At 68.3% G+C, this 19,425-nt stretch carries 18 protein-coding genes and 1 pseudogene; 3 read left to right on the top strand and 16 right to left on the bottom strand.

Going from position 1 to position 19,425, the window contains the following annotated elements; all coding sequences use genetic code 11:
- Nucleotides 1-59: 59 nt before the first annotated feature.
- From ACAV_RS14985 to ACAV_RS25240, 6 genes are all read right to left on the bottom strand, one after another.
- Nucleotides 60-449 (bottom strand): nuclear transport factor 2 family protein, encoded by a 390-nt coding sequence (locus tag ACAV_RS14985; RefSeq protein ID WP_013595416.1) that lies wholly within the window; start codon nucleotides 447-449, stop codon nucleotides 60-62.
- Nucleotides 450-524: 75 nt separating this feature from the next.
- Complete coding sequence (locus tag ACAV_RS14980; protein WP_013595415.1) at nucleotides 525-1,166, bottom strand: DoxX family protein; 642 nt, start codon at nucleotides 1,164-1,166, stop codon at nucleotides 525-527.
- A 27-nt stretch (nucleotides 1,167-1,193) separates the two neighbouring features.
- Nucleotides 1,194-2,306 (bottom strand): ABC transporter substrate-binding protein, encoded by a 1,113-nt coding sequence (locus tag ACAV_RS14975; RefSeq protein WP_013595414.1) that lies wholly within the window; start codon nucleotides 2,304-2,306, stop codon nucleotides 1,194-1,196.
- 78 nt (nucleotides 2,307-2,384) lie between these two features.
- Nucleotides 2,385-3,284 (bottom strand): MBL fold metallo-hydrolase, encoded by a 900-nt coding sequence (locus tag ACAV_RS14970; protein ID WP_013595413.1) that lies wholly within the window; start codon nucleotides 3,282-3,284, stop codon nucleotides 2,385-2,387.
- A 46-nt stretch (nucleotides 3,285-3,330) separates the two neighbouring features.
- Nucleotides 3,331-3,729: a DsbA family protein gene (locus ACAV_RS25245; RefSeq protein WP_353611302.1), complete on the bottom strand. Its 399-nt coding sequence runs from the start codon at nucleotides 3,727-3,729 to the stop codon at nucleotides 3,331-3,333.
- A complete protein-coding gene (locus tag ACAV_RS25240; protein WP_353611301.1) occupies nucleotides 3,675-3,968 on the bottom strand; it encodes a hypothetical protein in 294 nt (97 codons plus the stop codon). The genes ACAV_RS25245 and ACAV_RS25240 overlap by 55 nt, the downstream gene beginning before the upstream one ends.
- A 100-nt stretch (nucleotides 3,969-4,068) precedes the next feature.
- On the opposite strand from ACAV_RS25240, the gene ACAV_RS14960 reads away from it, so the two are divergent.
- Nucleotides 4,069-5,037, top strand: coding sequence for a LysR family transcriptional regulator (locus tag ACAV_RS14960; RefSeq protein WP_049791115.1), 969 nt, complete (start codon nucleotides 4,069-4,071; stop codon nucleotides 5,035-5,037).
- 10 nt (nucleotides 5,038-5,047) lie between these two features.
- On the opposite strand, the gene ACAV_RS14955 is transcribed toward ACAV_RS14960, so the two are convergent.
- The 9 genes and pseudogenes from ACAV_RS14955 to hpaH all read right to left on the bottom strand — a co-directional run bounded on the left by ACAV_RS14955 (nucleotide 5,048) and on the right by hpaH (nucleotide 14,958).
- Nucleotides 5,048-6,103: an MBL fold metallo-hydrolase gene (locus tag ACAV_RS14955; protein WP_013595411.1), complete on the bottom strand. Its 1,056-nt coding sequence runs from the start codon at nucleotides 6,101-6,103 to the stop codon at nucleotides 5,048-5,050.
- 70 nt (nucleotides 6,104-6,173) lie between these two features.
- Nucleotides 6,174-7,175: a ketopantoate reductase family protein gene (locus ACAV_RS14950; protein WP_013595410.1), complete on the bottom strand. Its 1,002-nt coding sequence runs from the start codon at nucleotides 7,173-7,175 to the stop codon at nucleotides 6,174-6,176.
- Entirely contained in the window at nucleotides 7,172-8,116 is a 945-nt protein-coding gene (locus ACAV_RS14945; protein ID WP_013595409.1) for a fumarylacetoacetate hydrolase family protein, read from the bottom strand. Before ACAV_RS14945 ends, ACAV_RS14950 begins: the two co-directional genes overlap by 4 nt.
- A 37-nt stretch (nucleotides 8,117-8,153) precedes the next feature.
- Nucleotides 8,154-9,491, bottom strand: a complete 1,338-nt coding sequence (locus ACAV_RS14940; protein WP_013595408.1) for an MFS transporter — start codon at nucleotides 9,489-9,491, stop codon at nucleotides 8,154-8,156.
- 44 nt (nucleotides 9,492-9,535) lie between these two features.
- Entirely contained in the window at nucleotides 9,536-10,402 is an 867-nt protein-coding gene (locus tag ACAV_RS14935; RefSeq protein WP_013595407.1) for a DODA-type extradiol aromatic ring-opening family dioxygenase, read from the bottom strand.
- Between the two features lie 32 nt (nucleotides 10,403-10,434).
- Nucleotides 10,435-11,910, bottom strand: a complete 1,476-nt coding sequence (locus ACAV_RS14930; RefSeq protein WP_013595406.1) for an aldehyde dehydrogenase — start codon at nucleotides 11,908-11,910, stop codon at nucleotides 10,435-10,437.
- Nucleotides 11,907-13,346, bottom strand: a complete 1,440-nt coding sequence (locus ACAV_RS14925; RefSeq protein WP_013595405.1) for an FAD-binding oxidoreductase — start codon at nucleotides 13,344-13,346, stop codon at nucleotides 11,907-11,909. Before ACAV_RS14925 ends, ACAV_RS14930 begins: the two co-directional genes overlap by 4 nt.
- 2 nt (nucleotides 13,347-13,348) lie before the next feature.
- A pseudogene (gene hpaI / locus ACAV_RS14920) lies at nucleotides 13,349-14,152 on the bottom strand (4-hydroxy-2-oxoheptanedioate aldolase).
- The gene (gene hpaH / locus ACAV_RS14915; protein ID WP_013595404.1) at nucleotides 14,152-14,958 is read right to left on the bottom strand and encodes a 2-oxo-hept-4-ene-1,7-dioate hydratase; all 807 of its coding nucleotides are present in this window, start codon (nucleotides 14,956-14,958) and stop codon (nucleotides 14,152-14,154) included. The pseudogene hpaI and the gene hpaH overlap by 1 nt, the downstream one beginning before the upstream one ends.
- Nucleotides 14,959-15,090: 132 nt before the next feature.
- Between hpaH and ACAV_RS14910 the strand changes: the two genes are divergently transcribed.
- On the top strand, nucleotides 15,091-16,014 hold the full coding sequence (locus tag ACAV_RS14910; RefSeq protein ID WP_013595403.1) for a LysR family transcriptional regulator: 924 nt from the start codon (nucleotides 15,091-15,093) through the stop codon (nucleotides 16,012-16,014).
- A gap of 48 nt (nucleotides 16,015-16,062) precedes the next feature.
- Here ACAV_RS14910 and ACAV_RS14905 read toward each other — a convergent pair whose 3' ends face one another.
- Nucleotides 16,063-17,331, bottom strand: coding sequence for an MFS transporter (locus tag ACAV_RS14905; RefSeq protein ID WP_013595402.1), 1,269 nt, complete (start codon nucleotides 17,329-17,331; stop codon nucleotides 16,063-16,065).
- 426 nt (nucleotides 17,332-17,757) lie between these two features.
- On the opposite strand from ACAV_RS14905, the gene ACAV_RS14900 reads away from it, so the two are divergent.
- Complete coding sequence (locus ACAV_RS14900) at nucleotides 17,758-19,422, top strand: hypothetical protein (protein ID WP_157768775.1); 1,665 nt, start codon at nucleotides 17,758-17,760, stop codon at nucleotides 19,420-19,422.
- The last annotated feature ends 3 nt before the right edge of the window (nucleotides 19,423-19,425 follow it).

Genomic DNA, 19,425 nt, shown 5'->3' with positions numbered 1-19,425 from the left:
GGCCCCCGGCGGGGCATGGAACGTGCAGCATGCAACGGGGCCACGGCGCGTCGCCCCCTTCAGGACAGCGCCTTGGCGACCAGCACGGTATCGACGTACTGGTTCATGCGCACGATCTTTCCGTCCCGGATCTCATACAGATGGGCGAAGGGGGCCTGCATCGACTTGGCCGTAGCCTTGTAGGTCCCCGAATAGACACCGAAGGCGGCCACGCGGTCGCCGTCGGCGAGGTAGGTGTGCACCTGGGCACGGTAGTCGATCCACTCGCCGGCCAGGCGCGAGAACACGCCCGCCATCAGCGCCTCGACGCCCACGTAGGTGCCCGCATAGGGAAACCCTTCCGCCTCGGTCCACTCGACCTGCGGATGGAGCACGGCCAACAGGTTGCGGCCGTTCTCCTCGGACGATCCCTCGTAGGTGCGGCGTATCAGTTCCAGATTGCTGCTCATCCCGACTCCTGTCTGTTGCGAATGCTGCGGTGGCGGCCCAATGTGAAATTGCCGGCCTGCGTACGGTACCCTGTTTCAGAACGACTTCTTCAAGAGCCGATCGACCGACCAGAGGCCGCCGCCGAAGGCCGCGAAGAACAGGCAGCCGAAGGCCCAGATGCTGGACAGCTGAACGGCCTTGCCCTGCAGGAGGTCGGTGAACGCGATACCCGCGTCCATGAGCCGCTTCGAGCCGTTGGCGGTCAGGAATTCCGGATGGGCCCTGATCGCCTCCAGGCCGGCACTGCTCAGCAGCGGTTCGGCGTTGTAGGGGTAGTGGAAGTGGAACCACACCGTCACGAACAGCATCACCGCGTTGGCCAGGGCGAACGGCCGTGTCAGCAGCCCCAGAACGAGGGCGATACCGCCGACGACCTGCATGACGGCCAGAAGCGGCGAAAACAGCCATCCCGGGTGGAAGCCGATCATTTCGACGAACTGCACCTGGCCCATGGGCGCGAGGATCTTCGGCCAGCCTTCATGCACCAGCCAGCCTCCGACGGCGAGCCGAAGCAGCAGCCAGCCGGCCGGCTGGGCGAACTTTTCGTAGATGCCGGCCAATGCGGGAATAACCAGCCTGTCTCTGGAAACACTGAAATCAAAGGGGTTGCGCATGAGGAGATGCCCCGTAAAAGCGTTCGAGGAGGAGTCGCCGTGCCCGTTGGCGTGCTGTTGCATCGCGCGGGCACGGCGGTCTGCAATCGCTCAATCCTTGAGCGGCGAGATACCCTGCACGGGCCCGATCAGCCGCTCGAACAGGCTCTTGAGGCGCTCGACACGGGCACGGTCGCGCATGAACGCCACGAAGTCCTCCGGGCTGGTGTTGTAGTGCTCCAGGGACTGGTAGCCCGGCAGCGGCGCCACGTCCTTGCGGATCGGGAACTGCCGCGGGTGGGAGGCCACCGGCAGCGACAGCTGCCAGCTCATGTACAGCCTGGCGGCATTCGGGTGTTTCGCGTCCTTGAAGATGGCCCCCGTCTGCGCCCAGGTCAGGAAAGGATCGCTCTTGGGCAGCACGAAGCGCAGCGGGGAAGACTCCACCGGCACGAAGCTGCCCGACGTGCCGGTCGAGACGGCGTACTTGCCGGCCTCCACCGCGTCGCGGGGCGTCTGCGTGCCGCGCACCCATTGCACGCCGTTGGCCTTGAGCTGGTCGATGAACCCGATGCCGTATTTCTGGATGATCTTGTCGAACACGTACAGCACGGCGTCGTCGTCGTTGGGGTAGGCGATGACGATGCGGTTCTTGAACTCGGGCTTGAGGAAGTCGGAGTAGTCGCGCGGCGCGTTCTCCGCCGACACATAGTTCTTGTTGTAGCTGTTGGCGAAAGTCAGCATGAACAAGCCGGAGAAGCGGCCGGCCGGGTCCTTGTAGGCCGCAGGAATCTGGTCCCAGCCGATGGGCTTGTACGGCAGCAGCAGCCCGCGGGCCGCCCAGTCGTCGAAGTCGTGCAGCGTCTGCAGGTGCGCCACGTCCACCTCGAGGTTCTTGCGCAGCAGCTGCTCTTCGATGCGCGCGTCGTGGTACTTGCTCAGGTCCACCACGATGTGGAGCTTCATGCCGGGAAAGCGTCGCTCGAAGTTCGACTGGATTCCGAAGCCCTGGGTCACCTCGTCGCCGCCGGCGTACACCGTCAGCTCGCCGCCTTCCTTGAGGGCGGCCTGGTAGAGGTCGTCGAGCGACTGGCCCGCGCCGTCGCGTTCTACGGCGGCGGCAGCTTGCGGCTGCGGCGCCTGTGCCAGGCTCTGGGTGGAGAAACCCGTGGCCGCGAGTGCGAGCGCCAGGCAGGTGAGGCGCAGAGGCAAAAGCATCTTCATGTGTTTTCTTTCGAGGTCGTTCAACAATTCATCGGCAGAGCCGCCCGGGCGCCGGATCGACGGGCCCGGGCGATTCCATCAGCCCCACTTCATCTCGCCCTTGGCGACCTTCGCGCCCAGTTGCAGCGCGACGGGCAGGCCTGCGTCGGGGTAGCGCTTCGTCATCGCCGCGATCACGGCATCGCTATTGGCCGCCCTGGCGACTTCCTGTTCGAAGGCCAGCAGGTATTCGCGGGTGTAGTTCACGGCCGAGACGTCCAGCGCGCCGCCCGCCGCCATGTGGCCGGGTACCACCACGGCTGGCTTGCGCGCTGCGATGGCTTCGAGGTTCCGCACCCAGGCCGCACGCGCGGCGGGCGTCGCGGTGTCGGCCGTCCACACGTGCAGGCCCGAGAAGACCAGCACGCCGCCGAACACCGCGTTCAGCGAAGGCACCCACAGGTAGCGGCGCGCGCCCAGGTCCTGCGCCTTGACGATCTCGATCACATTGCCTTCCAGGCTCAGCGAGGGGCCGTCGAAGGGCTCGGGGAAGACGATGTCCGCCAGCTTCTGCGGGCCGTTTTCCTTGAGCTGCGGCGACCAGGTATCGATCTTCTTCTGCACGTTGGCGCGGATGGCGGCGATGGTGTCGGATGCGGCCAGCACCCGTGCGGCGGGGAAGGCGGCCTTGATCGCGCCCAGGCTGAAGTAGTAGTCGGGATCGCTCTGGCTGATGTAGATGGTGGTCAGCGTCTTGCCCGATGCCTGGATCGCCTCGGCCACGGCGCGGCCGTCGGGCAGCGAGAAGCCTGCGTCGATGAGGATCGCCTCCTTGCTGCCGGAGAGCAGCACGGGAGCGCGGAAGAAGCCCTTTTCGCCGGCGGGGAAGTGCTTCCACTGCAGCGGCGCTGCCGTCGCTGCCGGGGTAGCGCAGCCCGACAGGGCGGTGGCGGCGCCGGCGGCTGCGGCGGTCTGAACGAAGTCTCGGCGGGTCATCATGAGGGTCCTTGGGTAGTGAAAGAGGAAAGGGAAAGAGGCGATGAGGTCAGGCGCCGGCCACCTGTGCCAGGAAGGCCTGCGGGTTGGAAAACACGGCGCTGGAATGCAGCAGCTGCTGTTGGCCGCCCTGCTCCAGGACGAAGGCGGGCACCCCGCGTGCGCCGAACTGCTGCGACAGCGCCTGCGCCCGGGCGATGCGCTCCCGGTTGGCATCGAGCAGTCCGGCATCCGGCCGGGCCAGCCGGTCCGCGGCATCGCCGAGACCGATGTCTTTCAGCGTGGCCACCAGCGTGTCCAGTTGCGTGATGTCCTGGCCGTGGACGTAGCGGGCCTGCTGGATGGCCTTGAGCGCCTCCAGCTCGCGTTCGGGCGCGGTCAGCGCCACGGCCGTCAGTGCGACGGTGGCGGGGCCGCTGTCGAACATCTGCCGGTGGTCGCCCAGCACGTCGCTGCGGTACTGCTCCGTGAAGGCTGGCCCGTGAGGCGCTCGATGCGCTGGTCGTTGCTCCAGGCGTAGTCCGCGAAATCGGCGCTCATCGGGCGGGCACCTTCGCCGGAGAACAGGCCGCTGGGCAGCAGCCGCAGGGCGACGCCAGGCAGGGCGGCGAGTTCCGCCACCGTGCCGCCGGCGCCGTAGCACCAGCCGCAAAGCGGGTCGAAGAGGTAGTGCAGTGTCTTGGTCATGGGACGCTTCGGAGGGCTCGGGAGAGTCCGGATGTGTTCGATGCATTGATGGTAGGCAGCCCTGATTGACAAATAAATCACGTCAAGACTGATAATCTGTATGCCAATGGCAAACAATGATCTGGAACCGGGTACCAGCCACCTCGGCAACCTCAAGCGCATGGCGTATTTCGCGGCAGTGGTCGAGACGGGCAGCTTCACGGCGGCCGCCGAGCGGCTGGGTATCACCAAGGCCGTCGTCAGCCAGCAGGTGGCGCGGCTGGAGCGGGAATTCCGCACGACGCTGCTCACGCGCACCACGCGCAGGGTGACGCCCACGGATGCGGGCAGGGCTTTCCATGCACGCTGTGCGTTGGTCCTGAAGGAAGCGCACGATGCCTTCGATGAACTCGGCGAGGGGGTGACGGAGCCTTCCGGCACGTTGCGCCTGACGGCCGCGCTGGATTACGGCATCACGACCGTCGTGCCGGCCGTCACCGAATTCACGCGCCGGTATCCGCAATGCAGGGTGGATGCGATCCTGAGCGACCAATCGCTCGACGTGATGTCCGGCCAGGTGGAACTGGCGATCCGCGTGGGGTGGCTGACGGACCCGGCCGTGCAGGCCCGGCAGATCGGCGCATTCCGGCAACTGCTGGTCGCGGCGCCCGCGTGGCAAGGCCAGGTGGACGCACTGGAAGACCCGCAGGGCGTCGCCCGGCTGCCGTTCGTCGCCAATACCGCTTTGCGCGAGCCCACGCGCTGGAGCTTCTCGCGGGGCGAACTGGAGCGGCAGGGCGTCTCCGTGCATGCCGTGATGTCCATGGATGCGACGCTGGCGGTGCGCGAGGCCGTGCGCCTCGGTGCCGGGCTGTCCGTACTGCCGGACTATGCGGTGGCCGAGGACCTGGCGGCAGGCCGGCTGGTCCACGTGCTGCCGCAATGGTCCCTGCCGTCCGGGGGCATCCACGCGGTGTTTCCCCCGGCGCGCTTCCGGCCCGCGAAGGTGAGGGCGTTCGTGGACCTGCTGCAGGAGACGGGCCCGATGGGCGCGCAAGCGGGCCGGGCGGCACCCGGGGCCGTTCCCTGAACTCGGCGCTTCAGGCGCTCCAGACCACCTGCGTGGCTCGCGCGCATTCATTCATCACGGTCAATGCCCGCACGACGTTGGCCGTGCCCAGGACGAACGGATTGCGGCCGCCGCCGCCCCGTTGCCTGGCCTGCAGCTTGTTCACTGCCTCGTCGAACAGGTCGTGGTTGGAGATGAACACGTCCACGCCCTGTGCTTCCACCAGGCGGCGCACGCGGTCGGTCTGGTCGATGTAGGCCTGCAGCCTTTGCATGCGGTCGGGGCTGCGCTGGAAGTTGAACGCAGTGCCGCCCCAGAGCAGTGCACGGTGGCGGCGCGCGCCTTCGCGCACGTCGAACAGCAGCGAGACGGTGCCCATGGTGTGGCCGGGCGTGAGCAGCACGTCGATCTTCGTGTCGCCCCAGGTCAGTGTCTGGCCTTCCTTGAGCACCAGATCGCGCTTCGGTGGGCGGCCCCAGTCGGACCGGTCGAACTCCAGCTGGGTTTCCGTCATCGTCCAGTCCGCCTCGCTCATGGCGGCGCGCGCGCCGGAGAGGGACTTCAGATGGGCGAAGCCGCCGTAGTGGTCGCCGTGCCCATGGGTGATCAGCACGGCGCGGATCGTGGCCGGATCCTGGCCCAGCGTGCGCAGGCCTGCGGCCACCAGCGTGCGGGCTTCCTCGTCGTTGTCCATCGCGTCGATCACGACCAGGCCGTCCGGCGTGGTCAGGCCCCAGGCGCTCACCCACTTGTTGCCGACGAAGCACAGGTTGTCGAAGGCCCAGCCCGGGGCCGGCGCGGGCAGGGCCATCAGCGCCTCCGGCGACACGGGCGGCGCGCTGGGTGTGGGCGCGATGCCGTCGCCCAGGCGCATGTACGCGAGCAGGTCGTTGCCGGCAGCGCGCCGGGCGGCGTCCAGATGGGCCTGGGCCGCGGCCGGCAGCGGTCCGGTGGACTGTGCGCGGGCCAGGGGCAGGGCGCAGCAGAGGCAGCCGGCCGCCAGCAGGCGCCGCCGGCTCAGCGCCGCGCCTTCGGGCGGGGCCGGCGTGTCGGCGGCGGTACGCAGGAAGTCGAAAAGCGATGACATGGTGGATCTCCTCAGGTCAGGCGGGGTTGCAGTATCGGCTGCCAGGAACGTGTTCACGATCCCGGCACGGTCATGCGGCATGGGCTTCGGGATAGAGGCCATGCACGCGGCCGAAGAGCCGGGCCATGCCCAGCAGGGCGCCGATCGCGGGCGTCGCCAGTCCCAGGCGCTCGCCGATCTCATGGGTGGCACCCACGATGGCGTCCAGCTCGATCGGCCGGCCGGCCTGGGCGTCCTGCAGCATGGAGGTGCGGAAGGCCCCCAGCCTGGCCGTGACCGCGTGGCGGGCCTCCGGGGCCTCGTCGATGGGGCAGCCGATCTGCCGGCCGATGAGGGCGGCTTCCTGCATGGCGGTGGAGCAGAAGCCGCGCACCAGCGGGTCGGCCAGGATGCGGTCCACCGTGGCGCCGGTGAGGGCGCTGACCGGGTTCATCGTGAGATTGCCCCACAGCTTGTACCAGATGGCCGAGCGCACATCGTCGCTCCGGGTGGCGTCGAACCCCGCATGCGCCAGCAGGGAAACGACGGCCCCGGCCCGCTCGCTGGGCCCGCCGCCGGGTTCGCCCACGATCAGGCCCCGGCCCATCTGGTGGCGGACCACGCCGGGCTGCAGGGTGGACGCGCTCGCATGCACGACGGCACCCAGCACGCGCTCATGGCCGATGGCCGCGGCGATGCGGCCTTCGGGGTCGACGCTGCGCAGGTCCGTCCCGGCGAAACCGGGAATGCGCTGGCAGAACCACCAGGGCACGCCATTCATGGCCGGCAGCACGATGGTGTCGGGGCCGAGCAAGGGCGCGAGCGTCGGCGCGAGGCCGGCGAGAGCGGGCCCCTTGACCGCGATGACGACCAGGTCCTGCCGGCCCAGGTCGGCCGGCCGGTCGGAGGCACGCGTGGGCACCTGCAGACGCTGGCCGTCGGCGCTTTCCAGCTGCCAGCCGCCGTGCCGCAGGGCTTCCAGGGTGGCGCCGCGCGCCAGGGCGCAGACCTCGGTCTGTCCGGCTGCTGCCAGCCGGGTGCCGATCAGGCCGCCGATGGCGCCCGCGCCGACGATGCAGACCTGGCCGATCATTGGCCTTTGGCCTCGCGCAGGTTGGCCTTGAAGTGCTCCGGCACGCGCTCGTCGAAGCCCAGCGCCACGCGCCGCACCTCGGGGCTGTCGGTGGGCGCATGGCCCACGCCCAGCGCCGCCGCGCGCGGAGCCTCGATGCCCACCACCGTGCCTTCCACGCGGCCGATGCCGGTGATCTCGCAGGCCACCACGTTGCCGGGATCGACGCTGCGCGAATGGCAGGGCGTGCCCATCAGGATCACGTCGCCGGGCATGAGCGTGATGTGGCGCGCGATGTCGGCGATCACGTAGTGCGGGCCCCAGATCGTCTCGTCGCCGATGTGCGCCTCCTGCACCACGCGGCCGTTGACCAGCGTGCGCAGCGTCTGCGCGAACAGGTCCACGCCGCGCACGATGCCCGGTCCGATGGGCAGCAGCGTGTCCGCGCCCTTCACGCGCAGCATGCTGCCCTGGTCGGTGTCGCGGAAGTCCTGCAGCCCCATGTCCAGCGCGGGGCAGAAGCCCTCGATGTAGTCCCAGGCTTCGTCGGGCGTCACGTTGCGGCAGGTGCGGCCGATCACCACCGCGTACTCGCCTTCGTAGTTGAGGTACTTGCAGTCCGCCGGCTTCAGGATCTGGCCCTTGTGGCCGTTGAGCGCGGTCGGCGGCTTGGTGAAGTAGGTGGGCGTCTCGGTGGGCTTCGGCTTGTTGCGGGTCTCGAAGCTGCGCGAGCTGTAGGAGATGTGGACCGCGATGATCTTGCCGGGGTTGACTGGCGGCAGGTAGGTCTGTGCGTCGGCATCCAGCAGGCGGCCATCGTCCAGGCGCAGGCGGCCCGCGTCGGTGCCTTCTTCCACCATCGTGCCCCAGAAGGCGCTGCCGCCGATGAGCACGCGGCGGCGCTCGACGCGGGGGCCGCACATCACGGCGGGCTGGGATTGGAGAGGGAATTCGAAGTTCATGGCAGCCTCGGGGGTGACAGGCAAAGGAAGAAGGGGATCAGCGGCGCGGTTCCGGGCGCACGCACAGCACGACCAGCGCGCCGGCCAGCAGCAGGAAACCTGCGATCACATACATGCCGGCGGCCGTGGTGCCGGTCGTGTCCTTGACCCAGCCGACCAGGTAGGGACTGACGAAGCCGGCCAGGTTGCCGATGGCATTGATGACGGCGATGCCCGCGGCGGCCGCCACGCCGCCGAGCACGCCGGTGGGCAGCGTCCAGAACACGGGCGCCAGGCATTGCAGGCCCATGCTCGCGAAGGTGAGCGCGACCATGGCGATGGCCGTGTCGTGGCTCCACACGACCGCGCCGACCAGGCCTGCCGCGGACACCAGGGCCGACAGGCCGTAGTGCCAGCGGCGCTCGCCGGTGCGGTCGGAGTGGCGCCCGACCAGGATCATCGCGACGATGCCGAAGGCATAGGGAATGGCGGACAGCAGGCCGATGTGCAGCGGGCTGGACACCCCCGTGGCCTTGATGATGGAAGGCAGCCAGAAGCCGAAACCGTACTGCCCCATCGAGCTGCCGAAGTACACCAGCGCCAGCAGCCACACCAGCGGGTGCCGGAAGGCCGAGCCGACGGACACGTGGGCCTTGGTGGACGATTCGGCGTCGATACGCTGCTGCAGCAACGCCTTCTGCGCCGGTGTCAGCCAGCGCGCGGCGGCGATGCCGTCGTCCAGGTAGAACAGCACGCAGATGCCCACGATCAGCGAGGGAATGCCTTCCAGCACGAACAGCCACTGCCATCCGGCCATGCCGTGCACGCCGTTCATCGACTGCAGGATCCACCCCGAGCCCATGCCGCCCAGCACGCCCGCGATGGGAATGGCGGTCATGAACAGGGCGGTGATGCGGCTGCGTCGATGGACCGGGTACCAGTAGGTGAGGTACAGGATCATGCCGGGGAAGAAGCCGGCCTCTGCCGCGCCCAGCAGGAAGCGCACCACGTAGAAGGCGGTCGCGCTCTGCACGAACGCCATCGCGCAGGTCAGCAGGGCCCAGGTGATCATGATCCGCGCGATCCAGCGCCGGGCGCCCACGCGGTGCATGATCAGGTTGCTCGGCACCTCGAACAGGAAGTACGCGATGAAGAAGATGCCCGCGCCCAGGCCATAGACGGTCTCGCTGAACTGCAGGTCCTGCAGCATCTGCAGCTTGGCGAAGCTCACGTTCACGCGGTCGAGGAAGGCGATCACGAAGCACAGGCACAGGAAGGGAATGATGCGGCGCGTGACCTGCGCGTAGGTGGCTTCTTCCGCGGCGGGGGGATCGAGGGGCGTGCCTGTGCCCGCGTGCGCGGGTGTCGTGCCGGCGGTGGCGCTGGTCGGGGTCATGGGGCTTGTCTCCTGGTCGTTGTTCTATGGTGTGCGCAGTGCGCTCAGGCCGGGAACCACATGTGGATGTTCCCGGTGCCCCGCGCGTTCTCGTAGGCGGACAGGGCCTCGCCCTTCGCCCGGCATTCCGCGCCGCCCAGGGCGCCCAGCATCTGCAGGTAGTGCGCGCCGAAGGCCTCCCAGGGCTTGCGGCGGTATTCGCCGTCCCAGCGCTCCAGGATCTTGTCGTGCCGGCCTTCGGCCATCAGCGCGATGGCGCCCTTGTCGCTCTCGATGTTCTCGGGCGACGAGACGTTGCTCTCGTGGAAGATGCGCGGATGGTTCGGCTTCCAGTCGATGCCGTTGAACTTGTGGCTGAGCGCGCCCGAGGCCAGCAGCACCACGCGCAGGTCGCTGCGGCGGATGGCCTCGCCGATGGCCTCGCCCGACTTCAGGAAGTGCGGCCATTCGCAGTTCTGGCAGGAGCTCGCCGTGACCACCGGGATGTCGCTCAGCTCCAGCTGGAGCAGCTTGATCAGGTTCACCGTCGCGTAGTGGCGGCCCAGGTCCGGATGGCGGATGGCGCGGTTGTAGCCACCCTGCTCGCGCGAGACCGCCTCGATGGCCAGGGCCAGGCCGGGATGGCCGCGGTAATCGTACGGCACGCCATTCAGGTACCAGGGCATCTCGTCCGAGATGTAGGTGCCGGTGTAGCGCGCGCCGCCGTCCACCAGGTGGTAGCCGGTGGTGAACCAGTGGCTGTCGAAGATCATCACCACATCCGGTTGCGCCGCTTCGATGCGTGCCTTCAGCCGGGCAAAGCCGGCGATCAGGTCCGAGTCTTCGCCCGCGCCCTGCAGGCGGCGGAATTCCTCGCACTGCATCAGGCCGGGGTGGTGCGATACGAGGGCAGAGCCGACGATTTGTCCCATGGATATCTCCTTACGATCGGTCAACCGTGGGGTCAACGGTGGCTGAAGCTCGCCTTGAACGGCTTCTTGGGAACCACGACGTCCTTGATGTCGCAGAAAAACTCGAAGCTCCAGTCGCCGCCTTCGCGGCCCACGCCGGAGCGCTTGATGCCGCCGAAGGGCGCGGCCAGGTCGCGGATGCCGAAGCTGTTGACCCAGATGAAGCCGGTGCGCACCTGCCTGGCGATCTCGGTGGCGTGCCCGGTCTCGCCGTAGCAGACGCCGCCCAGGCCGTAATCGGTACCGTTGGCCAGTTCGATGGCCTCTTCGTCGCTGGCGAAGGTCTGCAGCGTGAGCACCGGGCCGAAGACCTCGTTCTGCACGATCTCGCTGTCCTGCTTCACCTTCGTGACCATGGTCGGCTTGAAGTACTGGGCGCCGAAGCCGTGGCGCTCGCCGCCCCACAGCAGCTCGGCGCCGGCCGCGACGGCGCGCTGGACGAAGCCTTCGACGCGCTCCACCTGGCGCGGATGGATGATGGGACCCACCTCGGTGGCCTCGTCGCGCGGGTCGCCCACGTTGAGCTTCTCGACGTGGCTGCGCATCGTGGCGATGAAGCGCTCGGCCACCTTCTCGTGCACCAGGAAGCGCGTCCCCGCCAGGCAGACCTGGCCGGCATTACGGTACATCAGCGCGCCGGTGGCCGCGGCACCATCCAGGTCGGCATCTTCCAGCACGATGAAGGGGCTCTTGCCGCCCAGCTCCAGGCTGCAGGGCACGAGGTTCGCGCCGGCGGCCTGCGCGATGGACCTGGCCGTGGGCACGCTGCCCGTGAAGGAGATGCGTGCGATGCGTGCATCGCCCACCAGCCGTGCGCCGGTGCTGGCGCCCGTGCCCTGCACCACGTTGAACACGCCCGGCGGCAGGCCGGCCGCGTCGGCGCAGTCGGCCAGCAGCGAGCAGGTGAGCGGCGCCCACTCCGGCGGCTTCAGCACGCAGGTGTTGCCCGCGGCCAGGGCCGGGCCCAGCTTCCAGGTGGAGAGCATCAGCGGCGCGTTCCACGGCGTGATGATCACCACCACGCCGGCCGGGTCGTGGCGCACGATGTGGTGGGCCTGCTCGGTGTCGATGGGCCGGTTCTGCAGCTCCAGCGCATGCTGGGCGAACCAGCGGATGTTGAGCATGGCGCGCGGCACCACGCCGTGCCGCATGCGCGAGAGCAGCACGCCTGCATCGGTGCTCTCCAGCCGGCAGAAGTCGTCGGCGCGCTTGCCGATCTCCTCGGCGAAGCGCTCCAGGCAGGGCAGGCGCTCGGCCGCGGTCAGGGCGCTCCAGGCCGGGAAGGCGCGCTGGGCGGCCTGGATGGCGGCCTCGGTGTGGTCTTCGAGGCCTTCAGCGATGCGGCCCAGCCGCTGCTGGTCGATGGGGCTGAACAGCTCGAAAGTGGTGGCAGAGGGTACGCGGCGGCCGTCGATGTAGTGGTCGGGCGAGACCTTGACGCCCGCCACGTCCAGCAGGGAAGTGGTCATTCGGAATGCTCCTGGTTGGGTGGCAGCAACTTGCCGGGATTCATGAGGCCGTGGGGGTCGAGAGCGGCCTTGACGGCCTGCATCAGGCGCAGCTCCACGGGCGACTTGTGGCGCGCGGCCTCGTCGCGGCGCAGCACGCCCAGCCCGTGCTCCGCCGAGATCGAGCCGCCATGGGCCGCGACCGCGTCGTGCACGCACTGGTTGATGGGTTGTTCGAGTGCCTCGAAGGCGGCCCGGTGCTCCGCGCCCAGCCGGTCGGCGGCGGGCGAGAGGTTGTAGTGCAGGTTGCCGTCGCCCAGGTGGCCGAAGACGACCAGCCGCTCGCCCGGCCAGCGGCGCGCGATCTCCGTGCCCGTGGTGTCGATGAAGTCGGCGATGCGCGAGATCGGCAGCGCGATGTCGTGCTTGATGGTGCGGCCCTCCGCGCCCTGCGATTCGGAGATGTCCTCGCGCAGCGCCCACAGGGCCTGGAACTGGGCCAGTGTGGCGGACAAGGCCGCATCGGTGGCCAGTTCCTGCTCCAGCGCGGCCTCCAGCAGGCCTTCGATGGCGGCGCTGGCATGGGCCTCGTCCACGTTGTCGCTGACTTCCAGCAGCACGTACCAGGGCGAGCGCTCGGCCAGCGGCAGGCGCGCGCTGTCCACATGCTTTTCCACCAGCGCGATGCAGGTGTCGCTCATCAGCTCGAAGGCCGTCAGCCCGGCGCCCAGGCGCGACTGGGCCAGTTGCAGCAGTTGCAATGCGGCGGCCGGATCGGGCACCGCGACGAAGGCGGCCACCTGCGCGGCTGGCAACGGGTGCAGCTTCAGCACAGCGGCGGTGATCACGCCCAGCGTGCCTTCGCTGCCGATGAACAGGTCGCGCAGGTCGTAGCCCGTGTTGTCCTTGCGCAGGCCGCGCAGGCCGTCCCACAGCTCGCCCTGCGCCGTCACGGCTTCGATGCCCAGGCACAACTCGCGGGCGTTGCCGTAGCGCAGCACCTGCACGCCGCCGGCATTGCTCGCCAGGTTGCCGCCGATGGTGCACGTGCCTTCGGCGGCCAGGCTCAGCGGGAACAGCCGGCCGGCTTCGCGTGCGGCGTCCTGCACCTGCTGCAGCGTGACGCCGGCTTCCACCGTCAGTGTGTTGTTGATGGTGTCGATGGCGCGCACCTTGTTCAGGCGCGTTAGCGACAGCACCAGCGTGCGGCCCGACGTGTCGGGCGTGGCGCCGCCCGACAGGCCAGTATTGCCGCCCTGCGGCACCACGGCGATGCGGTGCTGGGCGCACCAGCGCACGACGGCCGCCACGTCGGCGGCGCTGTCGGGCTGGGCCACGGCCAGGGCCTGGCCGGTCCACTTGCGGCGCCAGTCGGTCAGAAAGGGGGCCTTGTCCGCCTCGTCCACCAGCAGGCGGCCGGCGAAGGCCTGGCGCAGTTCGTTCAGTTCGGCCTGCATGCTCAATAGCCCGACGTGCTGCCGGCGGCGGGCGCCGGTGCTTCCTTGAAGCGGCGTGCCAGGGCGCGGCTGGCCTGGGCCAGCAGCGTCGCTTCCACGCCCACGGCGACGAAGCGCGCGCCCCGGCCGATCCAGTGGCGTGCGAACGTCTCGTCCGTGGCCAGGATGCCCGGCGCCTTGCCGGCGGCCTGGATGCGGGTGAACGCATGCTCGATGGCCGCCCGCACGTCCGGGTGGCCGGGCTGGCCCAGCAGGCCCATCGAGGCCGACAGGTCCGCAGGCCCGATGAACACGCCATCGACGCCCTCCACGGCCGCGATCTCGTCGATGCGCGACAGGGCGGACGCCGTTTCCACCTGCACCTGCAGGCACATCCGCTCGTTGGCGGTCTGCAGGTATTGCGCATCGGCGCCCCAGCGCGAGGAGCGCGCCAGGCCGCTGCCCACGCCGCGGATGCCCTGCGGCGGATAACGCATGGCCTGCACCAGGCCACGGGCCTGTCCGGCGTCTTCCACCATCGGCACCAGCAGCGTGGTGGCACCGACCTCCAGCACCTGCTTGACCTGCGTCGCATCGCCGCGCGGGATGCGCACCACCGGATGGGCAGGGTAGGGCGCCACGGCCTGTAGCGTGCCCAGCATCGTTCACAGGTCGTTGGGGCCGTGCTCGCCGTCCACCAGCAGCCAGTCGAAACCGGCCGTGGCGCACAGCTCGGCGGTGTAGGGCTCGGCCAGGCCCAGCCACAGGCCGATCTGTGCGCCGGGCGCGGCCAGCGCCGCCTTGAAGGTGTTCAGGGTGGAGGGCATCAGACGAACTTCAGGGAGATGGCGCCGAGCGGGCCGTAGTCCGCATGGAAGGTGTCGCCCGCCGCGCAATGCACCGGCCGCGTGAAGGAGCCGCCCAGCACGATCTGCCCGGCCTCCAGCCCGTCGCCGTGCGGCGCCAGCTTGTTGGCCAGCCAGGCCACGCCGTTGCCCGGGTGGTTGAGCACCGCGGCGCCCAGGCCCGATTCCTCGATCACGCCATTCTTGAAGAGCAGCGCACCGGCCCAGCGCCAGTCCACCTGGTCGGGCCGCATCGGCCGGCCGCCCATCACGATGCCGGCGCTGGCGGCGTTGTCGGCGATGGTGTCCAGCACCTTGCGCGGCGCCTTGGTCACGCGGTCGAACTGCTCGATGCGCGCGTCGATCAGCTCCAGCGCCGGGATCACGTAGTCGGTGGCGTTGAGCACGTCGAACAGCGTGGCGTTGGGCCCGCGCAGCGGTTTGGCGAGGATGAAGGCGAATTCGACTTCGAGCCGCGGCACGAGGAAGCGCGCGGCTTCCACCTCGGTGCCGTTGTCGATCACCATGCTTTGCAGCAGCACGCCGTAGTCGGGTTCGGTGATCTGCGAGGCGATCTGCATGGCCCGCGATGTCAGGCCGATCTTGCGGCCCACGATGGTGTCGCCCGCTGCCAGCTTGAGCGCCGTCCATTCACGCTGGATGGCGTAGCTGTCGGCAATGGTCATGCCGGGCAGGCGCTTGCTGAAGTGCTCCACGGGCTGGCGGCTGCGCTCGGCCTCGATGAGTTCACGGGCCAGCGCGCGGTGGTGCGCGTGTGCGTCGGTCATGGTGTTGTCTCCTGCAGGCCCTGCCACGCAATGGCGGGCCGTTGTTTGATGGAAACCGAGTCTCCGGAAGATGGCGGCCCTGCACAAACAATGAATCGGAGGGATTTATCAACCATTCGTTGATAATCGGGCGTGGCCCTGACCCGATACACCCTGCGCCAGCTCGAAGCCTTCGTCGCCGTGGCGGAACACCGCAGCTTTTCCGAAGCGGCCCAGCGCCTCAGGCTGACGGCCCAGGCCGTCAGCCAGCTGGTGGCCGAACTGGAGGCCGTGCTCGGTTTCCGCCTGTTCGACCGCACCACGCGCCGGGTCAGCCTGTCCAGCGCGGGACAGGACTTCCTCGGCCCGGCGGACACCGTGCTGCGCCACGTCCGGGCGGCCGACAGCGCGGCGTCGGACGTGCGCAACCGGGCTGCGGGCATCGTGCGCGTGGGGGCCCCGCTGGTGCTGGCCAGCGCCGCCATCCCGGCGGCCATCCTTGCGTACCAGGCGCAACGGCCCCGCGTGGTCGTGCGCGTGAAAGACCTGTCCGTCGATCACCTGGTGGACGCCGTGCTGGCCGGCGACGTGGATCTGGCCGTGGGCCCCGACCGGCCCTCCGGCGAGGGCGTGCGGCGCGTGCCGATGTTCGACAGCCTGTGGGTGCTGTGGTGCGCGCCGACGCATCCGCTCGCCCGGCATTCGCCGTTGCGGTGGGACGATCTGCGCGGACACGCGCTCGTGGCGGCCGGGCGCGACCACGAGCGCAGCGTCGCGCAGATGCACGTGAACGCGCCCCAGGACGACCGCGTGGTGCCGGTGGACGTCGTGGACAACATCTCCACGGCGCTGGGCATCGCGGCCCAGGGCCTCGCCGCCACGCTCGCCCCGGCCTACGTCGCGGTGATGGCGCGGCCGCTCGGCCTGGTCATGCGCCGCGTGGTCGAGCCCGAGACCGTGCGCAAGGTCTGCCTGTACCGGCCGCTCGCGCGCACGCTGTCGCCGGCGGCGGAGGGCTTCGCCGAGCACCTCGAGCAGTGGCTGCCCCGCTGGCCGTCCGCGGCCGGGGATTCCTGACCAGGCGGCCTCGCCCCTCCCGCAGCGGGGCCATGGCTCGCGCCAGCGTCAGGAAACCCGTGCCTTGCGGCGCGTATCGGGCAGGAACGCCGTCGCCAGCCCCAGCAGCGGCAGGAACGACGTCACGCCGTACACCCACACGATGCCGTGGATGTCCGCCAGGTCACCCAGCCCGGCCGCGCCGATCCCGCCGATGCCGAACATCAACCCGAACATCAGGCCGGACACCAGCCCCACGCGGCCTGGCACGGCCTCCTGCGCATACACCACCAGCGCGGCGAAGGCGGAAGACATCACCAGCCCGATCACGACGGCGAACACCGCCGTCCACGCCAGGCCCACATGCGGCAGCGCCAGCGCGAACGGCGCCACGCCCAGGAACGATATCCAGATCACCGCCTTGCGGCCGATGCGGTCGCCCACCGGCCCACCCGCGAACGTACCCGCCGCCACCGCCGCGAGGAACAAAAACAGGAACATCTGGCTCGTCTGCACCCCCACGTGGAAGCGCTCGATCAGGTAGAACGTGAAGTAGTTGGTGAACGACGCGATATAGACGAACTTCGCGAACATCAGCACGCAGATCACGGCCACGGCGCGCACCACGCCGGCCCGGTCCAGCCCCTCGCTGCCGCCGCGCGCCAGCCCCCGGGCCTTCGCGGCCCCATGGTGCCGCACCCACGTCGTGAGCCGGTACAGCACGAAGATCGCCAGCAGCGCCGCCACCATGAACCACGCGACCGCCGGTTGCCCGTGCGGGATCACGATCGCCGCCGTCAGCAGCGGCCCGATCGCCGTGCCCGTGTTGCCGCCCACCTGGAACGTGGACTGCGCCGTGCCGAACCGCCCGCCCGACGCCAGCCGCGCGATGCGCGAAGCCTCCGGATGGAACGTGGCCGAACCCACGCCCACCACCGCCGCCGCGACCAGGAGCATCGGATAGCTGTGCGCCATCGCCAGCAGCGCGATGCCCAGCAGCGTCATGCACATGCCCGCCGGCAGCAGGTAGGGCTTGGGATGTTTGTCGGTGTAGAAACCGATCCAGGGCTGCAGCAGCGACGCCGTCACCTGGTAGACCAGCGCGATGATCCCGATCTGCCCGAAGCTCAGCGAGAAATTCGCCTTCAGCATCGGGAAGATCGACGGCAGCATCGCCTGGATCATGTCGTTGAGCAGGTGGGCGAAGGCTGCGCCGCCGACGATGGCGAGCAGGAAGCCGTGGGGGGTGGAGTCCTGCGTGGTTGGGGCGACAGTGGCAGTGGCGGTGGGCGAGGGGAGGTGCGCGGGCTGCGCGGGATCTGCGGTCGTAGCGGTCATCGTGGGGTGCGGGAAGGGCTCTGGAGGCCGGAAGCTGCTGCACTCCGTGAGGAGGGGCAGAGCGGTATCAGCGGCGAAGACCGGTAGCGTACGCCGTCCGCCCATGGCGGGTTCGCGCGCTTCTGCCAATGTCTGTCGTGATCCTGCCATGGAGAAGCGAACAGGACTGGCTCTTGCCTATCGGATCGGTAGGGTGTGCCGGGCGACCGGGAGAAGCCATTCTTGAGAATCCGTACCGGCGCGGCATGTAGGCAAGTGACCGCCGTTGCTTCGACCTCTGTGGCCAATAGAAGAACTGGGAATTTCAGCCGATACCGAGCGTCTGGGGTTTACGCGATGCGCCATGCAATCTGCTTGCTAAAGCCCGACTGTATGTATACCCTGGCGGCTATAAGCAGGGGGGGATTCAGCATGAAATGCTGCAGAATGATCAGCATATTAAAAGGGCTGGAGGCCAGTTTCACAGGCATCGGCCGTTGCGCAAATCGACTGTACAACCTTGATCGCGATGTCCAGGTTGTCGTGGACGGCGGAAGGCACAGAGGCCGTCGAGAGCCCATCGGCAGCTTTCTGCGACGAGTACAGCTGCAAGTCCTCGCCGGCATGCATTGGGAACAGCCGCTTATAAAGTCGAAGTTTCTTGCCTTGACACTCGTGATGGTGTCTCTGGTGGGCTGTGCCAATACGTCGCGACGCCTTGAGACGGAAGAGGTTGCGCTGAGCACCGATGGGCCTATCACTCGCCAGTTTCATAGTGCGCTCTACTATCCGTTCGAGATCGCACCGCGTTTCGACGGCTACTTGATCGGGATCGAGAAGGTGCGGCGCCCGAAGGACGGTGTCGTCGTAAAAAATCGCCCCGAGTACGGCTTGGCGGACGAGGCGCTCCAAGCAAAATTCAACGATGGCAAGGTGATGGCTGTCACCCATGTCATCCGGCATCATGCCGACGCGCTTCGATCAGGAAATTGCACGCTCTTCAATGCCTATGTGCAGTCGCCCGAGTCGGCGGCCCGGCAGCTGGTCCCGGCATGTAGCGATCTGGCCCCAACCATTTGGCATCCGAGTGAAGTGTTTTCCAATAGCTGGAAGGCGCTCGATGGGTTGGCCAACGACATGCAGCGCCGCATTCAGACCCGGCAGAAACCGACCGCAGCACAGCCCTCGGTCGGTAGCTCGAAGCCTGATTCCGGCAGCGGCCCAGCCTACACGCACATCGTTGTGATCGTCATGGGTTGGAATACCGTGCAGGAAGAGGCAGTACGGAATATCAATTCGCTGGTCTGGAACATGAGTCGGGCAAGCGACGAGCAGCCGTCGTCTCCCGAGCGCTTCAACCCATTGGTAATCGGTGTCACATGGCCCAGCCAGTGGAGTAGCGATTGGATCGATCCGGCAGTGAAGATCCTCAGTTTTCCGACGAAAGCGGGCGATGCCGACGAGGTCGGAATGTCTTGGCTCGGCGTGCTCCTGCACGACACGTTGCCCACCGTGCGCGAGAAACTGCACGAAAACCTGCCAGACATGCCGCCCAAACCAGTGGTCGTGCTGGGCCACAGCTTTGGCGCCAAGGCGAGTTCCGTGGCGGTCTGCGCAGGCCCTGCCGTCGTTCGCCCGAAAGAGGCCTCTGTCGCACCACTTGCTGAGATCGACGTCCTTGTGAATTTGCAGCCGGCTTACCTGTCCGAGCGGATCTTCGGCCGCACCAGTGTGCTGCAGAACGTTGTCTATCCCAAAGGATGTCCTCAAGCCAAACGTTTCGTCATTACCGCCTCGGCAGGCGACACCGCGGTGCCCCTGCCGTTCTGGGGCACCTACCTGGGCGAGGAAAAGAGTCACAGGAAGTTTTGCGGACCCTATCACCAAGGTCCACGCCTTGCTCATTGCGCGGTCGCCCGGGCCAGCGGACACATCGAGGCAAAGCAGCCCGGGACTTCCAATATTTACTACATCGACGCGTCCGAGCTGATTTCAGAAAGCGCTTACGGTACGGGTGGTGGAAGCCATAGCGATATCTACCGCCTGGAGCACGGGCGGTTGATTAACGCGGCGGTGATGGGGGAAGGTATTTGGGCGAAGTCCGGCAGATGAGAT

The organism is Paracidovorax avenae ATCC 19860 (assembly GCF_000176855.2).
GTDB lineage: Bacteria > Pseudomonadota > Gammaproteobacteria > Burkholderiales > Burkholderiaceae_C > Paracidovorax > Paracidovorax avenae.
The sequence above is the reverse complement of the archived record's forward strand: the minus strand, read 5'-3'. Positions and strand labels throughout refer to the sequence as shown.

Excerpts from the sequence above, each read along its gene's own strand:
- ACAV_RS14900 (WP_157768775.1), top strand. The coding sequence starts at position 17,758 with ATGATCAGCATATTAAAAGGGCTGGAGGCCAGTTTCACAGGCATCGGC.
- ACAV_RS14925 (WP_013595405.1), bottom strand. The coding sequence starts at position 13,346 with ATGCAGGCCGAACTGAACGAACTGCGCCAGGCCTTCGCCGGCCGCCTG.
- ACAV_RS14935 (WP_013595407.1), bottom strand. The coding sequence starts at position 10,402 with ATGGGACAAATCGTCGGCTCTGCCCTCGTATCGCACCACCCCGGCCTG.
- ACAV_RS14960 (WP_049791115.1), top strand. The coding sequence starts at position 4,069 with ATGCCAATGGCAAACAATGATCTGGAACCGGGTACCAGCCACCTCGGC.
- ACAV_RS14975 (WP_013595414.1), bottom strand. The coding sequence starts at position 2,306 with ATGAAGATGCTTTTGCCTCTGCGCCTCACCTGCCTGGCGCTCGCACTC.
- ACAV_RS14985 (WP_013595416.1), bottom strand. The coding sequence starts at position 449 with ATGAGCAGCAATCTGGAACTGATACGCCGCACCTACGAGGGATCGTCC.
- ACAV_RS14955 (WP_013595411.1), bottom strand. The coding sequence starts at position 6,103 with ATGTCATCGCTTTTCGACTTCCTGCGTACCGCCGCCGACACGCCGGCC.
- ACAV_RS14940 (WP_013595408.1), bottom strand. The coding sequence starts at position 9,491 with ATGACCCCGACCAGCGCCACCGCCGGCACGACACCCGCGCACGCGGGC.
- hpaH (WP_013595404.1), bottom strand. The coding sequence starts at position 14,958 with ATGACCGACGCACACGCGCACCACCGCGCGCTGGCCCGTGAACTCATC.
- ACAV_RS14945 (WP_013595409.1), bottom strand. The coding sequence starts at position 8,116 with ATGAACTTCGAATTCCCTCTCCAATCCCAGCCCGCCGTGATGTGCGGC.
- ACAV_RS14980 (WP_013595415.1), bottom strand. The coding sequence starts at position 1,166 with ATGCAACAGCACGCCAACGGGCACGGCGACTCCTCCTCGAACGCTTTT.
- ACAV_RS14930 (WP_013595406.1), bottom strand. The coding sequence starts at position 11,910 with ATGACCACTTCCCTGCTGGACGTGGCGGGCGTCAAGGTCTCGCCCGAC.
- ACAV_RS14970 (WP_013595413.1), bottom strand. The coding sequence starts at position 3,284 with ATGATGACCCGCCGAGACTTCGTTCAGACCGCCGCAGCCGCCGGCGCC.
- ACAV_RS14950 (WP_013595410.1), bottom strand. The coding sequence starts at position 7,175 with ATGATCGGCCAGGTCTGCATCGTCGGCGCGGGCGCCATCGGCGGCCTG.
- ACAV_RS14905 (WP_013595402.1), bottom strand. The coding sequence starts at position 17,331 with ATGACCGCTACGACCGCAGATCCCGCGCAGCCCGCGCACCTCCCCTCG.
- ACAV_RS25240 (WP_353611301.1), bottom strand. The coding sequence starts at position 3,968 with ATGACCAAGACACTGCACTACCTCTTCGACCCGCTTTGCGGCTGGTGC.